At 72.8% G+C, this 17,723-nt stretch carries 17 protein-coding genes; 9 read left to right on the forward strand and 8 right to left on the reverse strand.

Going from position 1 to position 17,723, the window contains the following annotated elements:
* Window positions 1–24: 24 nt before the first annotated feature.
* Complete coding sequence (locus tag AA23TX_RS44935; protein ID WP_155548964.1) at window positions 25–495, reverse strand: GNAT family N-acetyltransferase; 471 nt, start codon at window positions 493–495, stop codon at window positions 25–27.
* A 288-nt stretch (window positions 496–783) separates the two neighbouring features.
* Between AA23TX_RS44935 and imuA' the strand changes: the two genes are divergently transcribed.
* The 4 genes from imuA' (at window position 784) to AA23TX_RS44955 (ending at window position 7,116) form a co-directional block, all read left to right on the forward strand.
* A complete protein-coding gene (gene imuA' / locus AA23TX_RS44940; RefSeq protein WP_155548965.1) occupies window positions 784–1,482 on the forward strand; it encodes a DnaE2-dependent mutagenesis accessory factor ImuA' in 699 nt (232 codons plus the stop codon).
* Between the two features lie 268 nt (window positions 1,483–1,750).
* Window positions 1,751–3,358 carry a DNA polymerase Y family protein gene (locus tag AA23TX_RS44945; RefSeq protein ID WP_500676498.1) on the forward strand — a complete coding sequence of 536 codons (1,608 nt, stop codon included), beginning with the start codon at window positions 1,751–1,753 and terminating at the stop codon, window positions 3,356–3,358.
* Window positions 3,359–3,360: 2 nt separating this feature from the next.
* Window positions 3,361–3,810 (forward strand): hypothetical protein, encoded by a 450-nt coding sequence (locus tag AA23TX_RS44950; protein ID WP_155548966.1) that lies wholly within the window; start codon window positions 3,361–3,363, stop codon window positions 3,808–3,810.
* Window positions 3,811–7,116 (forward strand): error-prone DNA polymerase, encoded by a 3,306-nt coding sequence (locus AA23TX_RS44955; RefSeq protein ID WP_155548967.1) that lies wholly within the window; start codon window positions 3,811–3,813, stop codon window positions 7,114–7,116. It abuts the gene before it with no gap.
* On the opposite strand, the gene AA23TX_RS44960 is transcribed toward AA23TX_RS44955, so the two are convergent.
* Genes AA23TX_RS44960 through AA23TX_RS44970 form a run of 3 tightly spaced genes read right to left on the reverse strand, consistent with a single transcriptional unit; the run spans window position 7,088 to window position 9,078 of the window.
* Window positions 7,088–7,837 (reverse strand): class I SAM-dependent methyltransferase, encoded by a 750-nt coding sequence (locus AA23TX_RS44960; protein ID WP_155548968.1) that lies wholly within the window; start codon window positions 7,835–7,837, stop codon window positions 7,088–7,090. The two genes, AA23TX_RS44955 and AA23TX_RS44960, sit on opposite strands and share 29 nt — an antisense overlap.
* A 31-nt stretch (window positions 7,838–7,868) precedes the next feature.
* The gene (locus AA23TX_RS44965) at window positions 7,869–8,297 is read right to left on the reverse strand and encodes an acyl-CoA thioesterase (protein ID WP_196425884.1); all 429 of its coding nucleotides are present in this window, start codon (window positions 8,295–8,297) and stop codon (window positions 7,869–7,871) included.
* On the reverse strand, window positions 8,266–9,078 hold the full coding sequence (locus AA23TX_RS44970) for a helix-turn-helix domain-containing protein (RefSeq protein ID WP_155548969.1): 813 nt from the start codon (window positions 9,076–9,078) through the stop codon (window positions 8,266–8,268). The genes AA23TX_RS44965 and AA23TX_RS44970 overlap by 32 nt, the downstream gene beginning before the upstream one ends.
* A gap of 75 nt (window positions 9,079–9,153) precedes the next feature.
* Here AA23TX_RS44970 and AA23TX_RS44975 point away from each other — a divergent pair, with 75 nt between their 5' ends.
* Both AA23TX_RS44975 and AA23TX_RS44980 read left to right on the forward strand, forming a co-directional pair.
* Window positions 9,154–9,612 (forward strand): VOC family protein, encoded by a 459-nt coding sequence (locus AA23TX_RS44975; RefSeq protein WP_155548970.1) that lies wholly within the window; start codon window positions 9,154–9,156, stop codon window positions 9,610–9,612.
* Between the two features lie 28 nt (window positions 9,613–9,640).
* Entirely contained in the window at window positions 9,641–10,228 is a 588-nt protein-coding gene (locus tag AA23TX_RS44980) for a pentapeptide repeat-containing protein (protein ID WP_155548971.1), read from the forward strand.
* A gap of 41 nt (window positions 10,229–10,269) precedes the next feature.
* On the opposite strand, the gene AA23TX_RS44985 is transcribed toward AA23TX_RS44980, so the two are convergent.
* Window positions 10,270–13,014: a glycohydrolase toxin TNT-related protein gene (locus AA23TX_RS44985; protein WP_155548972.1), complete on the reverse strand. Its 2,745-nt coding sequence runs from the start codon at window positions 13,012–13,014 to the stop codon at window positions 10,270–10,272.
* A 188-nt stretch (window positions 13,015–13,202) separates the two neighbouring features.
* Here AA23TX_RS44985 and AA23TX_RS44990 point away from each other — a divergent pair, with 188 nt between their 5' ends.
* Window positions 13,203–14,057: a bifunctional methylenetetrahydrofolate dehydrogenase/methenyltetrahydrofolate cyclohydrolase gene (locus AA23TX_RS44990; protein WP_155548973.1), complete on the forward strand. Its 855-nt coding sequence runs from the start codon at window positions 13,203–13,205 to the stop codon at window positions 14,055–14,057.
* Window positions 14,057–14,380 (forward strand): DUF3017 domain-containing protein, encoded by a 324-nt coding sequence (locus AA23TX_RS44995; protein ID WP_155548974.1) that lies wholly within the window; start codon window positions 14,057–14,059, stop codon window positions 14,378–14,380. Before AA23TX_RS44990 ends, AA23TX_RS44995 begins: the two co-directional genes overlap by 1 nt.
* A gap of 49 nt (window positions 14,381–14,429) precedes the next feature.
* On the opposite strand, the gene AA23TX_RS45000 is transcribed toward AA23TX_RS44995, so the two are convergent.
* Entirely contained in the window at window positions 14,430–15,614 is a 1,185-nt protein-coding gene (locus tag AA23TX_RS45000; protein WP_155548975.1) for an MFS transporter, read from the reverse strand.
* Window positions 15,615–15,808: 194 nt separating this feature from the next.
* The gene (locus AA23TX_RS45005) at window positions 15,809–16,132 is read right to left on the reverse strand and encodes an ArsR/SmtB family transcription factor (RefSeq protein WP_155548976.1); all 324 of its coding nucleotides are present in this window, start codon (window positions 16,130–16,132) and stop codon (window positions 15,809–15,811) included.
* Window positions 16,133–16,240: 108 nt separating this feature from the next.
* Here AA23TX_RS45005 and AA23TX_RS45010 point away from each other — a divergent pair, with 108 nt between their 5' ends.
* Window positions 16,241–17,419 carry an MFS transporter gene (locus tag AA23TX_RS45010; RefSeq protein WP_155548977.1) on the forward strand — a complete coding sequence of 393 codons (1,179 nt, stop codon included), beginning with the start codon at window positions 16,241–16,243 and terminating at the stop codon, window positions 17,417–17,419.
* Here AA23TX_RS45010 and AA23TX_RS45015 read toward each other — a convergent pair.
* The gene (locus AA23TX_RS45015) at window positions 17,416–17,604 is read right to left on the reverse strand and encodes a DUF1918 domain-containing protein (RefSeq protein ID WP_155548978.1); all 189 of its coding nucleotides are present in this window, start codon (window positions 17,602–17,604) and stop codon (window positions 17,416–17,418) included. The two genes, AA23TX_RS45010 and AA23TX_RS45015, sit on opposite strands and share 4 nt — an antisense overlap.
* Window positions 17,605–17,723: the final 119 nt, after the last annotated feature.

A 17,723-nucleotide genomic window follows, 5' to 3' on the forward strand; every position in this document is an offset into this window, starting at 1 on the left:
GCGGCCGGCTCGGCGACGAATGGCTCAGTAGCGCTGTGTGACTTCTTTCTCCAGGTAAACGGCGCCGCTGATGTGGCCGCCGGCCGCGGGCGCGTCGGTGAGCCGGTAGCCGGCCCGCTGGTAGAGCGTGATGTTGCGGGTGCTGCGGGCGCCGGTGAACAGGGCGAACCGGCGCGCCTCGGCGGGTGCGTGCGCCTCGGCGTGCTCGAGCAGCCGGCGGCCGAGCCCGCGGCCGGCGAGATCGGGCGCGACCATCAGCCTGCCGAGCTCCCAGCGGTCGCCTTCGAGCCGGGCCCGCACCGCGCCGACCAGCCGGTGGTCCTGCCGCAGGACCCACACCGACCAGGTCTTGGCCCAGTCGCGGACGTCCTCGAGGGTTTCGTGCAGCGCGGGGATGTCGAGGGTGTCGTTGAGGACGGCCTCCTGGACCCAGCAGCAGCGTTGCAGGACGAGCAGTTCCGGGCAGTCTTCGGGCCGGACTTCGGTGAGCTCCACAGGGGACTGTTTAGCGACCGAGGCTCGGCGGGGGCAACCGCATTGCCGGGGCAGGGTGCTGCTTCGGTGGCGATTCTGCCCGTGGCCTGCGGTTTCTGTCGTCCGCAGCCCGGTTCGTTGCCCACTGGTGGGTGACTTGACAGGTCGGGCGGTTCGCGGTTGACTTGAGCACATCGAACACGTGTTCGATGTGAAACCGCCGCCTTCCCCGCGGCGAACCAGTGCCGTCGGTCGTGTTTTGGGAGAGGCCCGACCGCCGGCCTAGTCCGTGGTGGGGAGGTGCGTGCGGTGACCGCTGTGGTGGAGCCGCCGGTGGCCCGGCTGGCGGCCCTGCCCGGGGTCAGCACGGCGAGCCGGGTCGCGGCCCAGGCCGAGCGGGCCCGGGCGACGGGGAAGGTGCTCCCGGTCGTCCCGGCGCTCGCCGGGCTGCTGCCCGCGGGCGGGCTCCGGCGCGGGAGCACCGTGGCGGTCCACGGGGGGACATCGCTGGTGTTCGCGCTGCTGGCCGAAGCCACCAGCGCCGGGTCGTGGGCGGCCGTGGCCGGCCTCCCGTCGCTGGGTCTGGCGGCGGCGTCCGAGTATGGCGTGGACCTCGCCCGGGTGGCGCTGGTCCCACACCCGGGCGTGGAGCTCCCGGCGGTGGTGGCGGCGCTGCTCGACGGCGTCGACCTGGTGGTGGTCAACGCGGAGAAGGTACAGCCGGCCGTGGCGCGGCGGCTGTCGGCCCGGGCCCGGCACCGCGGGGCGGTGCTGCTGGCGTCGGGGGCGTGGCCGGCAGCGGACGTCGAGCTGTCGTGCCGGTTTTCGGCGTGGTCCGGCCTGTCGGACGGCTACGGCCACCTGCGCGAGCGAACGGCTTCGGTACGGGTCCACGGCCGCGGCGCGGCGGCCCGCCCGCTCTCGGCTTCGCTCGCGCTCCCCGGCTCCGCCGGTGCGCCGTCGCCGGCCGAACCTCGCGGCTCCGTCCACGAGGAGGCCACGGCATGACTTGGCATCCCCAGCGGACTCCCTCCCCGGACGGCCCCCGCCGCCCGAAGCACCATGTCCCCAAGTCCCCGTGTTGGCCCGCCAGCCAGGCAAGCCGATCTTCCAGGTACGCGAGCCGACTTTCTGGGTCCGTGAGCCGACCCTCTGGGCTGTCTGGGTCCGTGAGTCGACCCGCCGGGTACGCCAGCCGACTCTGTGGGCACGTGAGTCGACTGTCTGGCCACGCGCGCCGCCTGGCCGGCTTCCGCCGCTCACTCGGGGAGGCCGCATGACCGTCCCCGCGCAGCGGCGTTCCGTCGACCTCCCCACCCGGATGCTCGTCCTCTGGTGCCCGGACTGGCCCGTGGTCGCCGCTGCGGCCGTTGAGGGCGTTGCCGTCACCGCGCCCGCCGCTGTTTTCAGTGCGAACCGGGTTGTCGCGAGCAATGCCGGTGCCCGGCGGAACGGCGTCCGGCGGGGAATGCGGCGGCGGGAGGCGCAGTCGAACTGTCCGGACCTGGCCGTCTTCGCCGCCGACGACGGCCGGGACGCGCGGCTCTTCGAAGCCGTCGCGAGGGCGGTCGAGGCGCTCGTCGTCGGGGTCGAGGTCGTGCGGCCGGGGCTCGTCGCCGTCCCCGTCGACGGTGCCGCCGGGTACTTCGGCGGGGAGCACGCCCTCGTCGAACGGCTCGTCGACGAAGTGTCCGCCGCGGCGGGCGTGGAGTGCCAGGTCGGCGTCGCCGAAGGGCTCTTCGCCGCGACGCTCGCCGCGCGGTGCGGGGAGTTCGTCGAACCCGGGCGCGTCGCCGAGTTCCTCGCGCCGCTGCCCGTCACCGAGCTCGACCAGCCCGGCGCCGAGCGCGCGGAGCTCGTCGACCTGTTGCGCCGGCTCGGACTGCGGACGCTCGGCGCGTTCGCTGAACTTCCCGAGCGCGACGTCGTCAACCGCTTCGGTGCCGACGGCGTGCTCGCGCACCGGCTGGCGCGGGGCCGTTCCGAACGTCCGCCGCTGCGGCGCCGGCCGCCGCCCGAACTGACGCTCACCGAGGAGTTCGACCCGGTCGTCGAGCGGGTGGACGTCGCGGCCTTCCTCGCCAAGGGCCTCGCGACGCGGTTCTGCGCCGGGCTCGCCGGGCACGGTCTGGCCTGCACACGGCTCGGTGTCTACGCGGTCACCGAGGAGGGCGAACACCTCGGCCGCGCGTGGCGGTGCGCGGAACCGCTGACGCCCGCCGGGGTCGCCGACCGCGTGCGCTGGCAGTTCGAAGGCTGGCTGCGCGCGGCGCCGGGCCGGCGTCCGACTTCGGGTGTGGTGCGGCTGCGGCTGGAGCCTGAGGAGGTCGTCGAAGGGCGGTCGCTGCAGCTCGACCTGTGGCGGAACGGCCGTTCCGACGAGGACGACGAACGCGCGGCGCGGGCGTTCGTGCGGGTCCAGGGACTGCTCGGGCCGGGGGGAGTGGTGACGCCGTTGCTCGACGGCGGCCGCGACCCGGCGGGCCGCGTCCGGCTGGTGCCGTGGGGTGACCCGCGCGAGCAGTCGGCGCCCGCGGACGCGACCTGGCCCGGACGGCTGCCGGCTCCTTCGCCCGCGACGGTCCTCGACCGCCCGGTGCCGGCCCAGGTCTTCGACGCCGAGGGCAGGCCGGTGGGCATCACGGCGCGCGAGCAGCTGACGGCGGTCCCGCGCGGGCTGAGCATCACCGGCGGCCCGCACCGCGAGGTCGTGGGGTGGGCGGGGCCGTGGCCGGTGGCGGGTGACCGCCGAAGACCGGGCCCCCGGCGCGCGCGGCTGCAGCTGCTGATCGCGGGCGAGCCGGACGACCCGCCCGACGCGGTGCTGGTGCACTGCGCGGGCACGGAAAATCCACTGTGGACGGTCGAGGGAGTGTACGACTGAGCATGGACGAGGACTACGCACGAAAGCTCCGAGCCTGGCTGCGAGCCGAACCGGGAGCAACGCCCCGCCGAGCCGAAGAGGAGCGCGAATGGCTGCGAGAGGTTCCGGCTCCAGCAGCCGGCGACCACCACGCGGCACCTGCCGCGGAGGTGGGTGACGCGGCGAGCGAAAGCTGGTCGGTGCGCGGACAGCTGCCCGATGCCGAGGAAGAGTGGGTGTGCCCGGTGATCATGCTGCCGGTTCCGCGCTCGTCGAAGGAGAACGGCTGCCGCCTGAGCGGACCCGCCGACCGGCGACGACGCACCGATGCGGCGGAGGATCACCCGGCCACCCCGGCGGCGGAGCCGCGCCCCATGAGTGACGCCGAGGCTCGGAGCCGCTGGAACCACCCCAGCAACTGGCACCGTCGCCGCCGGGAGGCGCAGGGAACCGAAGAGCCCGGGAGCCGCTGAATGGGCTGGAACAACCCGCCCGTCCGCTGGAAGGACCTCGCCCGCACCCTCGCCGGCGGGGTGCCTCCCGGCGACCACGGCGACAGCCCCGCCTGGGGCCGCAAGCGCGAGGCCTACCAGCGGCCACAGAACCTCCCCACCCGGCGCAACGACGACGGCGGCGAAACCGTCCGCGTCCCCTACGCCGAGCTGCACTGCCACTCCAACTTCAGCTTCCTCGACGGCGCCAGCCATCCCGAAGAGCTCGTCGAAGAAGCCGCGCGCCTGCAGCTCGACGCCATCGCGCTCACCGACCACGACGGCATGTACGGCGTCGTCCGCTTCGCCGAGGCCGCGCGGGAACTGGGCGTCAACACCGTCTTCGGCACCGAGCTCAGCTTCGGCCTCCAGGGCCCGCAGAACGGCGTCGCCGACCCCGAAGGCGAGCACCTCCTGCTGCTCGCCCGCGGCGACCAGGGCTACCGAGCCCTCTGCCGCGCCATCACCGCCGGCCAGATCCACGAGCACGCCGAGAAGGGCAAGCCCAGCTACGACCTCGGTGCGGTCGCCGAGGAGGTCGCCGGGCAGTGCGTGGTGCTGACGGGCTGCCGCAAAGGCGCGGTGCGCACCGCCCTCGTCACGCACGGCCCGGCGGCCGCCGCGGAGAAACTGAAGGAACTGACAGACCGGTTCGGCCAGGACAACGTCTACGTCGAGCTAACCGACCACCGCCAGCCGCTCGACAGCACCCACAACGACGTCCTGACGAAGCTCGCCGGCGAACTGGGCCTCCCGACCGTGGCCACCACCGCCGCGCACTACGCCCGTCCGGAACGTGCCCCGCTCGCCGACGCGCTCGCCGCCATCCGCGCCCGTCGCGGGATCGACGAGCTGGAAGGCTGGCTGCCCGCCGCCGGAACGGCGTTCCTCCGCAGCGGCGCCGAAATGGACGTCCTGTTCCGGCGCTACCCCGGCGCCGTCCGCCGCAGTGCGTTGCTGGGCATGGAATGCGCCTTCCCGCTCAAGCTGATCGCCCCGAAGCTGCCGCCCTTCGACGTCCCCGAAGGCCACACCGAAGCGACCTACCTGCGCGAGCTGACGAAAAAGGGCGCGGAGGAGCGTTTCGGCGGCAAGGAACACGAAGAAAAGGCCAACGAGCAGATCCAGCACGAGCTGGAAATCATCGAGCAGCTCGGCTTCCCCGGCTACTTCCTGATCGTCTGGGACATCGTCAAGTTCTGCAACGACCACAAAATCCTCTGCCAGGGCCGGGGTTCGGCCGCGAATTCGGCCGTCTGTTACGCGCTCGGCATCACGAAGGTCGACTCGGTGGCCAACAAGCTGCTCTTCGAGCGCTTCCTCGCCCCGGACCGCGACGGCTACCCGGACATCGACCTCGACATCGAGTCCGACCGCCGCGAGGAGGCCATCCAGTACGTCTTCGAGAAGCACGGGCGCCTGCGGACCGCCCAGGTCGCGAACGTGATCACCTACCGCGCCCGGTCAGCCGTCCGCGACGCCGCGCGAGCACTGGGCTACTCGCCGGGGCAGCAGGACGCCTGGAGCAAGCAGATCGACCGCTGGGGATCGTTGCGCAGCACCGAAAAGGACCACGACCACGACATCCCGGACGAGGTCGTGCAGCTCGCGTTCGCGCTCGAGGACTTCCCGCGGCACCTGGGTATCCACTCCGGCGGGATGGTCATGTGCCACGAACCCGTGAGCCAGGTCGTGCCGGTCGAGTGGGCGCGGATGGAAAACCGCAGCGTCATCCAGTGGGAGAAGGAGGACTGCGCCGCCGCCGGGCTCGTCAAGTTCGACCTGCTCGGCCTCGGCATGCTCTCGGCCCTGCACTACATGCTCGACCTCGTCGAGGAGTACAAGGGCGAGAAGATCGACCTCGCCGAGCTGGACCTCACCGACCAGAACATCTACGGCATGCTCTGCCGCGCCGACGCGATCGGCGTGTTCCAGGTCGAAAGCCGCGCGCAGCTGGCCACCTTGCCACGCCTCAAGCCCGACAAGTTCTACGACCTAGCCGTCGAGGTCGCGCTGATCCGGCCCGGCCCGATCCAGGGCGGTTCGGTGCACCCGTACATCCGCCGCAAGCAGGGCATCGAGGAGTGGGACTACGACCACCCGCTGCTGGCGACGGCCCTGGAGAAGACCCTCGGCGTGCCGCTGTTCCAGGAGCAGATGATGCAGATCGTCTTGGACGTCGCCGACTTCACGGCGGCGGAGGCCGACCAGCTGCGGCACGCGATGGGCTCGAAGCGCTCGGACCGGAAGATGGACCGGTTGCGTCAGCGGTTCCTCGAAGGCGCCGCCGCGAACGGTGTCGAAGACGAGCTGGCGCAGAAGATCTTCTTGAAGCTCAAGGCTTTCGCGAACTTCGGCTTCCCGGAGAGCCACGCGCTGAGCTTCGCGCACCTGGTCTTTTCCAGTGCCTACTTCAAGTTCTACCACCCGGACGCGTTCCTGGCGGGCCTGCTGCGCGCTCAGCCGATGGGGTTCTACTCACCGCAGTCGCTGGTCGCGGACGCCCGGCGGCACGGCGTCACCGTGCACGGCCCGGACATCAACCGCAGCCTGCCGCACGCGACGCTGGAGCCGGGCGGCGGGAAGTACCACGACGTCCGCACCGGGCTGAGCACCGTACGGATGATCGGCGAGGACGTCGCGAAGCGGATCGTCACCGAACGGCAGGCGAACGGCGACTTCACCGACATGGCCGACGTCGCCCGCCGCGTGCGGCTGAAGACCCCGCAGATCGAGGCGCTCGCCACGGCCGGCGCGTTCGCCGGGTTCGGCGGCGACCGCCGTCAGGCGCTGTGGACCGCGGGCGCCGTCGCCGGGGAACGCCCGGAGAAGCTGCCGGGCCTGGTCGGCGGGTCGGCGCCGACGCTGCCCGGGATGGACGGCATCGACCTCGCGGCGGCGGACGTCTGGGCCACCGGGGTATCGCCGGACAGCTACCCGACCCAGTTCATCCGCGACCGCCTCGACGCGCTCGGCGTCGTCCCGGCGAACGGCCTCGCCGACCTCGACGACGGCGTGCGCGTGCTGGTCGGCGGCGCCGTCACGCACCGGCAGCGCCCGGCGACCGCGGGCGGTGTCACCTTCCTCAACATCGAGGACGAGACGGGGATGGTCAACGTGATCTGCACGCTCGGCCTGTGGCAGCGCTACCACCGCGTCGCGCGCGCGAGCCCGGCGCTGCTGATCCGCGGGGTGGTGGAGAAGGCCGACGGCGTGGTCAGCGTGCTCGCCGACCGCGTCGAGGCGCTGCCCATGCGGATCAAGGCGAAGTCGCGGGACTTCCGGTGAGCGGGCGCCGGACGATCGTGACGATCTCCGGGCTGTCGCCGGTCACGGGGGTGCGGTCCCAGTAGCCGTACTGCTCGTCGACGACCAGCCCGGCGTCCTCGATGAAGCCGGTCAGGGAAGGGATGTCGAGGAAGCGCAACGTGCTTTCGCTGTACTGCGGCGCGTCCCACTGAGGGCTTTCGTACGTCGTCGTGAAGCTGACGTAGCCGTTCTCGAAGGGCCCGGCGTCGTTCCACGACCGCACCTCACCGGCCTCCCAGACGTGCGCGGGCGTCCAGCGTTCCCAGCCGCGAGCGGCGGGATTGCGCGTGTCGAACCCGAACCGGCCACCCGGCTTCAGCGCGCGGTGGATCGCCGAGAACGCCGTGCGGAGTTCGTCGTCGGTCAGGAGCACCTGGAACGCGTGCCCGGTCATCACCGCGAAATCGAACTCGCTTTCCCAAGCGGCGGTCGACAAATCGCCGTGCACCCACTCGACGTCGTCCCGGCGGCGGGCCTGGATGAGCATGCCCTCGGCGGGGTCGAGGCCGACGAGCCGTCCCGCGTGGCCGGACTCGCGCGCCCAGTGCAGCAGCGAACCGGTGCCGCAGCCGACGTCGAGCACCGACTCCGCGGCCATGATCATCGGCAGGTAGAACGCGAAGTCGCCGCTGCTCTCGCGCGGGTTCATCACGTCGTAGAGCGAGGCGAGGTAGGGATCGACGTAGTCGTGGTCGGGCACGGCGCCACCGTAGTGAGGGGGCCGGGAAAGATCACCCGGTTTTCGGCGCCAGGCCCAGCAGCTCCGGGTGGGCGGCCAGCTCCCGCCAGTACTCGCCGGGGTCCGGGAGCAGCCGCCGCCGGTCGAGGTCCAGCAGCCCCGACACCGACGACACCGAGGCGACGAGCGTCCCGTCCGGCGCGTGGAACTCCTGCTCGACCCGCGAGGTCTTGCCTTCGCCGTAACGGAATTCGCAGCTTACCGAGACCTCGCTGCCCGGGACGAGCTCGCGGTGGAACCGCACGGTCGTCTCCAGGTTGACCGGACCGATCCGGCGCGCGGTCAGCTCGGCGGGGTCGATGCCGGCGGCCCGCACGCACACCCAGCGTGCGTGGTCGGCGTAGGCGAGGTAGGCCGGGCCGCGGACGTGGCCGTTGACGTCGAGGTCGTCAGCGCGCACCGCGATGGTGACTCGGAACATGCCGGCGATCGTGGCGCACGGGCGGGGCGGGCGTCTGGAACTTTTCGGCCACCCGCACGAGCGCGGCCGGGGAGGAACCGGACAGGCGACGGCATTCGCGGCCGAGGTGCGACTGGTCGGCGTACCCGAGTTCGGCGGCGGCGCGCGCCAGCGACGTCCGCCCGGCGACCAGGGGCTCGAGGAGGCGCAGGAACCGCTGGAACCGCCGGACGCGGTGCAGCTGCTTGGGCCCGGCGCCGACCGCGTGGACGAGGTGCCGCCGCAACGCGCGTTCGCTGATCCCCACGGCGACGTCGGACGTCCGCGTGGCCGCGCCGAGAGCCCGGACGGCGGCCAGCACCCGCCGGTCCGGCGTCGCACTCCGGCGAGCGACGAGCGTTTCGAGGATTCCGCGCTGGGCTTCGGGATCGGCGGCAGCGAGGGCTTCTTCGGCGCGACGGGCGTCGGCACCCCAGAGGTCGCTCAGCCGGGTCGCGCCCGCGGGCAGCTCCGGCATCGATGTGCCGAGCACGGCGGCCGCGGCCCCGCACCGCAGCCGCACGCCGACTCGCGACGCGTCGGCGGGCACCCACAGCCGCAGGGGAGCGCCGACGGTGACGACCACCGTGAGCGCGTCGCCGTCCCAGACGAGGTCCGCGCAGCCGTCCGGGAGCACGCGCAGCGGCCGCGCCCAGCCGGTTTGCCCGTGCCAGCCGCAGGCCAGGACGCCGGCCAAAGCGGCCGGAGGCGCGACTTCGCGGTACACCGACCGCGCCGCCAGCGGCCGCAGCGGAACTCCCATGAGCCCAGTATGCAGCGGTCAGGAACTGTCCTATTTCGACCTTATCGTCGGGGCCACACCGACCGAGGAGGAAACATGGTTCCCGCCGGCTACACGACGGTCACCCCGTGGATCATCGGCCACGACACCGCCGGCCTGCTCGACTTCCTGAAGCGCGCTTTCGACGCCGAGGAGCTCGGCCGCGTCGCCGGCGAAGACGGGAAGATCGGCCACGCGGAGGTCCGCATCGGCGATGCCGTCGTGATGGCGTTCGACTCGCCGGACGACTGGGCGGACACCCCGGCCTTCTTGCGGCTTTACGTGCCGGACAGCGAAGAAACCCAGCGGCGCGCGATCGCGGCGGGCGCGACCGAAGTGACGCGCCAGACGGTGTTGTTCTTCGGCGACCGCGTCGGCCGCGTGCGGGATCCCTTCGGAAACCTGTGGTGGATCCAGACCCGCTTGGAGGACCTGGACGAAGCCGAGATGGCGCGCCGCGCGCAGCTGCCCGAGTACGTCGAGGCCATGAACTACGTCCAGGGTGCGAAGCTCTAGCCGGACGCGGGTGTGGCACCCTGGGGCCGTGCTGGAGACGGGGGAGGACTACCGCGAAGCGGTGTTGTCCGGGCAGTGGTGGGAAAAGCGCCGGTTCACCGGGTGCGACTTCACCGGGGCGGACCTGAGCGGGCTGCGCACGCGCGGCTGCACCTTCGACGACTGCGTGTTCGGGCGGGCCGACCTCTCGCGCTCGCGGCACGACGCGTCCGCGTTCCGGTCGTGCACCTTCGACCGCTCGGTGCTGGTCGAAAGCCGCTGGACGTCGTGCTCGCTGCTCGGCTCGTCGTTCGCCGAGTGCGGGTTCGGCGGCATCGCCCTCACCGAGTGCGACCTGTCGCTGGCGTCGCTCGCGAAAGCGCGGCTGCGCAAGCTGGGCCTGTCCGGGCTGCGGCTGCGCGAAGCCAACCTGACCGAGGCCGACCTCACCGGCGCCGACCTGCGCGGGAGCGACCTGACCGGCGCCCGCCTCCAGGCCGCGAAGCTCGACGGCGCGGACCTGCGCGGCGCACGCCTCGACGCGAACGCCCTGGTCCAGGCGAACCTGCGGGGCGCCGAAGTGGACGTCGAGACGGCCATCGCCTTCGCCGCCGCCCACGGGCTCGTCATCCGCTGAAACCACGAAGGCCCCGGCAGCGCCGGGGCCTTCGAAGAAGCTCAGTCGATCGGGGGTTCGCCCGGGTCGAGCTCGATCAGGTCGCCCTCGGCGACCAGCTCCTCGATCGACGCCGGAAGCAGGTACGCCGACCCGCCGCCCGGCTGGTTGAACCACGGGATCGCGACGCCGGCCAGCGCCTCGAGCGGCCGTTGCACGCGGTAGACGTGGTACGGCCGGTTCACCCACTCGGGCACCAGGGACCGCTCGGCGAACGGCGTGCCCGCGGCGTACGTCAGGTTGCCGGTCGGGCCGCCGAAGCGGTCCAGCTCACTGCCCGCGGGCAGCTCGCGCAGCTCCTTGCCGCGGAACAGCGTCAGCGGCGGCTCACCGGCCATCGGCCCGATCGGCCACTGCTGCTGAGCACCGCCGCCACCGCCGTTGACGGCCGGGCGGGCCGGCTCCTCACGACGTGGCGGGGCGGGCGGCGCACCGAGCGGAGCCCCGGCGGGCGGGGCACCCGGCGGCACCGGGGACGCCAGGACGGTCGGCGTCGACGGCGGTTCGCGCCGGGGCGGCGCGGGGGCCGCGGGCGGCGGCCCGGCCTGCTGCTGGGCCAGCGGCGGCGGCCCGGCCGGGACCGGCACGGGCTGACGCGGCGGCGTCGGCGGGGCCGGGGGCTCGTCGTCCTCCAGGTCGCCGAACAGCTCCTCGGCGCTCGTGAACGCCGTCTGCTCCTGGGCGGGCACCGGCGGCTCCGGCTTGCGGACCGGGTACGACCCGGTCGCGACCTCCGGCGACAGCGTCGCGACGACCCGCTGCGGCGCCGGTTCCGGCTCGGGCTCGGGCTCCGGTTCGGGCTCCGGTTCCGGCTCGGGCACGTGGCCCTCCGGGTTGAGCAGCAGCTTGCCGAGCATGAACGCGGCCGCGTCCTCGGCGTCACCGAAGACCGCGGGGTTGCTGAGCTTGCCGTCGTACCAGCCGACGCGCCAGCCGTCGTCGACCTGCTCGACGCTCCACCCGTGCTCGGCGGGCTCGCCCAGCTTGTAGCCGCTCTCGGGCACCTCGAGCTCGTCCAGCTTGGCCTGCAGGCCGGCGAGCACCGGGTGGTCCGGGGTCTCGCGGCGCAGCGCGCGGCGGCCCGAGCGGGGCTGCTCGGGAGCCGGTGCCGGGACGGCCGGCCGCGGCGGCATCGTCGGCTCGGGCACCGGCAGCACGCCCGGCACTTCCGACTGCGTGATCATGGTCGGCGGACCCGGGTCGAACGCGGGCTGCTCCGGCGGCTGGAACGACTCCTCGTCCTGGCGGGGCCGGCCCGGGAAGGCGTCGGCCGCGGACTCGGCCTCGTCCGGCTGGAACGCGGCGTGCGCCGGCTCGTCGTCGCGATGGGTGCCGGCGTCGAACGCGGGGTGCTCGTCGTCCTCGTGGTGGGAAGTGGGCTCCGGCTCCTGCTCGTCGCCGAACCGGCCCGGCGCGTGGGCGCCGTCGCGAGGCTCCTCCCCGTGCCCGATCGGCTGGTCGGGGACGTACTCCGCGGTCTCTTCGAGGTCGGGCACCCGGCCCGGCTCCGGCGAAGTGCCGTTCGCGCCGGCGGCGTGCTCGGAGTGCTCGTACTCGCCCTCGCCGTAGGAGTCCTCCTCGGCGAAGCGGTCGTCGAACTCCTGGTCGTCGTAGCCCTCTTCGGCGAACTCCGCGTCTTCGGCGTACGCGTGCTCCTCGGCCGGGGCCTCCGGCTCGGGGGCGTGCGCCGCGGCCGGCGGCGCTTCCACGGGTGCGGGCGGCTCCTGGTGCTGCGGGACCGGCGGGACCGGCACCGCCGGCGCGACCATGGTCGGCGGCGGGCCCGCGGGTGCCTGCTGGGGCGGCGGCCCCTGCGGCGGCGGTCCGGGCGGCGGGCCCTGCGGCGGCGGGCCGCCCGGGCGCTGCTGCTGCGGGGGCGGCTGGTTGCCGCGGGTCAGGTACGCGCCGGCGGCCTGCAGCGTCGGCTCGTCGACCGGTGGCAGCGAGAAGCCGACCGCGCGGACGTGCTCGACCAGGTCAGACTCGGGGGAAACGCCGTACTTGCGCAGGTAGAAGTTGACCGCGGCGGGCCAGATCCACTGCCCGTCGCTGTGGAAGGCGACCGGCACGGTGGCCTCGGGCGTCGCGGCCAGGCGGTCGATGTCGTACCCGCGCTCGGTGACGACCAGCGGCGCGTGGTCGAGGTACTCCAGCAGCCGGTCCTGCTCCTCGACCTCGAGGTCGGGGCGGTTGATCACCGGACGGCCGGCGGGGCCGATCGTGTCGAAGATCCGGGCGATCCGGAAGTGCGGCCCCGGCTGCTCCGGGCCGAGCCCGGACATCCGCCGGATCAGCCACTCGGGCACGTTGTCCTCGGTGCGCGGGAACATCCGCAGCTCGTCCGAGTAGGCCTGCGGCGGCGGCGCGAGGTTCCACACCGGCTCGTCGCGGTTGTACTCGAGGTTGTAGCTGGACGGGTGGTCGAGCTGGTAGCGCGCGTTGAACCACGTCCCGCGGCCGTCGCGGTACATGCCGCCGCGTAACCGCCCGAAGAGGGTCGCGATGTCGTGGGTGGCGAGCCACTCGTGCACCGTGCCGTCTTCGGTGACGATCTCGCCGGTCAGCTCGTGGTACCTCCCGACGGCTCGGTATTCCGCCGAGACCTTGCGCCAGTCGCGCGGGGCGGCACGGAGCAGGGCAAGGCCGATCTGCTTGACCAGGGTGTCCTGCTCGGTCGCGTTCAGCTGCGTCGTCGGTTGTGCCACGGGGACATTTTGACTGTTCGCGCGCGCGAGTGCACCCCGCATGTGGGTTTTGCCGCTCGGCGACCCGGTGGCACACGGTCTGACCTCGGGTGATGCGAGGTGCGGTAGATCACAGCTTGATCGCGGCCAGCGTCGCGAGTGGACCGTGCGGGGGTGACGATCACTCTACGGGCTGCGACCACGCGCGCCTGGAAGCGACGCGCGGGGGTCGCTTTGCCAGAATGGGCGTCGTGACGGCGAAGATTCTCGACGGCAAGGCCACCAAGAACGCCATTTTCGCGGAGCTCGAGCCGCGCGTCGCGGCGCTGGCCGCGAAGGGGGTGACGCCGGGCCTGGGCACCGTCCTCGTCGGCGACGACCCGGGGTCGCACTCGTACGTGCGGATGAAGCACGCCGACAGCGGCAAGATCGGGGTCAACTCGATCCGCCGCGACCTGCCGGCCGACATCACCCAGGAGAAGCTCGAGGCCGTCGTCGACGACCTCAACGCCGACCCGGCGTGCCACGGCTACATCGTCCAGCTGCCGCTGCCGAAGCACCTCGACGCGAACCGCGTCCTCGAGCGCATCGACCCGGAGAAGGACGCCGACGGCCTCGCGCCGGTCAGCCTCGGCCGCCTGGTGCTGGGCCAGCGGGGCGCGCTGCCGTGCACGCCGTACGGGATCATCGAGCTGCTCAAGCGCCACGGCGTCGAGCTGAACGGCGCGCGCGTCACCGTCGTCGGCCGCGGGATCACCGTCGGCCGGACGCTGGGCCTGCTGCTGACCCGCCGCAGCGAGAACGCCACCGTCACCCTCTGCCACACCGGCACCCGCGACCTCGCCGCCGAGGTCCGCCGGGCCGACATCGTGGTCGCCGCGGCCGGCGTGCCCGGGATCATCACGCCGGACATGGTCGCCCCGGGCGCCGCGGTGCTCGACGTCGGCGTGTCCCACGTGGACGGCAAGCTCACCGGCGATGTTCACCCGGACGTGGCCGAGGTGGCCGGCTGGATCTCGCCGAACCCGGGCGGGGTCGGGCCGATGACCCGGGCGATGCTCGTCAGCAACGTGGTCGAAGCGGCCGAGCGCTCGGTCCAAGGCTGATGACGATGACCGAAGACCGGCGGGACGTGCACGACCGCCGGGGCGGACGGGCCAGGTTCACGCAGCTCCCGTTCGCGGCGGTGCTGCTGGTGGCGGCCGTCGCGGCGCTGCGGATCGTCCAGTACCACTGGCGCGAGGGCGCGGCGCTGATCGGCGCCGCGCTCCTGCTCGCCGGGGTGCTGCGGGCGGTGCTGCCGACGGAGCGGGCCGGGCTGCTCGCGATCCGCGGCAAGGTCGTCGACATCGTGACGTACGTCGGTCTCGCGGCCGCCGTGCTCTACGTGGCCCTGACGATCATCGGCGGCCCGCTCGCCTCCTCCTGAACGCCTGAAAAGCGCCACTTCCCGGGGAAAGTGGCGCTTTTCAGGCCGGTCAGGACGCCATCGCGAGTTCGCGGTGACGTTCGGCGCGCGCTTCGCGACGGTCCAGGGTGCCGGAGACGATCGCCAGCGACAGCCCGAAGACGGCCAGCAGCGCGCCGACCCAGTTGGGGGCGACCAGGCCGAGGCCGCCCGCGATGACGAGCCCGCCGAGGTACGCCCCGATCGAGTTCGCGATGTTGAACGCGGACTGGACGGCGGCCGACACCAGGGACGGAGTGCCGCCCGCCTTCTCCATGATCCGCGCCTGCATCATCGGGCCGATCATGAACCCGGCGACACCGACGAAGAAGATCGTGATCGCCGCGCCGACCTTGCCCTGCGCGGTGATCGTGAAGATGCCCAGCACGCACGCCAGCGCCAGCAGCGCGGCGTACAGGCCCGGCATCAGCGCGCGGTCGGCCAGGCGGCCGCCGAGCAGGTTGCCGATCGTCATGCCGACCCCGGCCAGCGAGAGCAGCAGGGTGACGTTCGACGGCGAGTAGCCGGCGACGTCGGTCAGCATCGGCGTGATGTAGGACAGGCAGGCGAACACGCCGCCGAGTCCGAAGGTGACGATCGCCAGCGCCAGGTGCACCTGCGGCCGCTTGAACGCACCGAGCTCGGTGCGCAGCGAGGCCTCCGCGGGCCGGCCCTGGTGGGGCACCAGCTTCGCGATGGCCGCGGCGGCGACCAGGCCGATCACGGCGACGACGCCGAACGTGGCGCGCCAGCCGACCCGCTGGCCCAGCAGCGTGCCCAGCGGCACGCCGATGACGTTGGCCAAGGTCAGGCCCAAGAACATCATCGACACGGCCTTGGCACGCTGGCCGGGCCCGACGAGGCTGGAGGCGACGACGGCGCCGGCGCCGAAGAACGCGCCGTGGGGCAGGCCGGCCAGGAACCGGAACGCGACCCCGAACTCCTGGTTCGGGGAGAGCGCGAAGAGGGCGTTGCCCAGGGTGAACAGGCCCATCATGGCCAGCAGCATGGTCTTGCGCGGCAGCCGGACGGCGACCGCGGTGAGCAGCGGGGCGCCGACGACGACGCCGAGGGCGTAGGCGGAGATGAGGTAGCCGGCGGTCGGGATGTCGACGCCGAACTCGGCGGCCGCCTGGGGCAGCACGCCCATCATGACGAACTCGGTGGTCCCGATGCCGAAGGCTCCGATGGCGAGCGCGAGCAGCGCGACGGGCACGGCACTCCTTCCCAGATGAGAAATCGATTACTTGGCCGTCTCAGTCACAGGTACTGGATCGGTTCAGTTGGTGGACGAAAAAGAAGACAGCCATGCGGCCCCAGCGCCGTGGGCTGTCCTACGCACAGTCCAACAAGCGGAGGGGGTCGTTGTCATCCCGATAGCGCGTGACGATCCACACCGTAACGGCGTGATCAGCGCGGAGCGGCCAGAACGCCGGTCAGCAGGCCCGGGAACAGGGCGTCGAGGTCGTTGCGGCGCAACGCGTTGAACCGGGTCGTCCCCTCCTGGCGGCCGGCCACGACGCCGGCCTGGCGCAGGATGCTCAGGTGGTGGGTGAGTGTGGACTTGGTCACCGGCACGGTCAGCCCGCCGCACGCGATCTCGTGGTCCGCGGCCGCGAGCTGGCGCACGATCGCCAGGCGCACCGGGTCGGCGAGAGCGCGGAGCACGCCTTCGACGGTGATCTCGTCCGTCGTCGGGTGGACGATCGGCGGCAGCGTGACGGTCTTGGCCATGAGCCCATTGTACGACGCCGATCGAAATTGTCGGAGTGGCGTAGTACGGTGATGGTCGAACTACGACGTTCGTCGAACCAATCACTCGCCCGCTTGGGGGACCCACCCATGTCCGCACCCTCGTCCTCGAGGATCTCGGTGCTGGCCTTCGGCGCGTTCGGCGTCGGGACCAGCGGCTACATCGTCGCCGGGCTGCTGCCGGCGCTGACCGGCGAGCTGCACGTGTCGGCCACCGCCGCGGCGCAGCTCGTCACGGCCTTCGCCATCGCGTACGCGGTCGGCTCGCCGATCTTCGCCGCCGTCACCGGCACCTGGGAGCGCCGGGCGCTGCTGGTCGCCGCGCTCGTCGTCACCGCCGCCGGCAACCTGTTCGCGGCACTCGCACCCGGCTACGGCACGCTCCTGCTGGCCCGGGTGGTGACCGCGGTCGGCGCCGCGGTGTTCACCCCGGCGGCCAGCGCGGTCGCGGCCGAACTGAGCAGCCCGGAACGCCGGGGCCGCGCCGTCGCGCTGGTGTTCGGCGGCCTGACCGTCGCGCTCATCTTCGGCGTCCCGCTGGGCAGCCTCATTTCGCAGCACCTCGGCTACCGGACGGCGTTCGCGCTGGTCGCGGCGTTCTCGCTGGCGAGCGCGCTGGCCGTGCGGGTGGCGCTGCCGTCGGTCGCCGCGCCGCCGAAGGTGAGCCTGGCCGAGCGGTTCGCCGCGGGCCGCGACCCGCGCGTGCTCGTCATGCTGGCCGTGACGGTGCTCGGCTGCCTCGCCGCGTTCATGGTCTACACGTTCGTGTCACCGCTGCTGGCCGCGACCGCGGGCGTTCACGGCACGGCGGTCACGGTGCTGCTCTTCTGCTACGGCGTCGGCGGCGCGGTCGGCAACTTCGCCGCCGGCCGGGCGACCGACCGCTGGGGTTCGCGCACGCCGCTGCTGGTCGTGACGGCCGCGATCACCGTGGTGCTGGCGCTGCTGCCGATCGCGACCACGACGCCGATCGTGGCGGGTGTCGCGCTGTTCGTGTGGGGCGTGGCGACGTGGTCGTTCAGCCCGCCGGTGCAGCACCGCCTGATCGAGCTGGCCCCGGGCCACGCGGGTCTGGTGCTGTCGCTCAACGCGTCGGCGATCTACCTCGGCGTGGGGCTGTCCGGCGTGGTCGGCGGAGCGGTCCTCGACTCCGGCGGGCCGCTGCTGCTCCCGGAGGTCGCGGCGGCGCTGACCCTGGTGGCGCTGGTGCTCGTCGGCACCGCGTGGGGCCGGGTCCGCGGACGTCGTGAAGAGGTCGCCGTGGGTTAGTCGGCGTGGGCCTGGACTTCGCAGTCCGGCCCGGGGAAGACGAGCGCCTCGTGCCCGTCGGCGAACCGCACCAGGTAGGGCGGGGCGCCGTCGGGCCCGCGGACTTCGAGGATCTCGCCGCGCTGCTCGGCCGACCCGACGGTACGGCCGTGTACCTGGATTTCGTCTCCCACTCCGGCGTGCATGGCCTTCACCTCCGGGTCCAGGGTAGGAGCGCAACTCGTTCGACGGTCCCGGCGAACGGGTTAGAATCCGGGCATGACCAACGAAATCGGAGGCGCCGCGCCTCGGCGCCGGTGAGCCC

Source organism: Amycolatopsis camponoti, assembly GCF_902497555.1.
Classification (GTDB): Bacteria; Actinomycetota; Actinomycetes; order Mycobacteriales; family Pseudonocardiaceae; genus Amycolatopsis; species Amycolatopsis camponoti.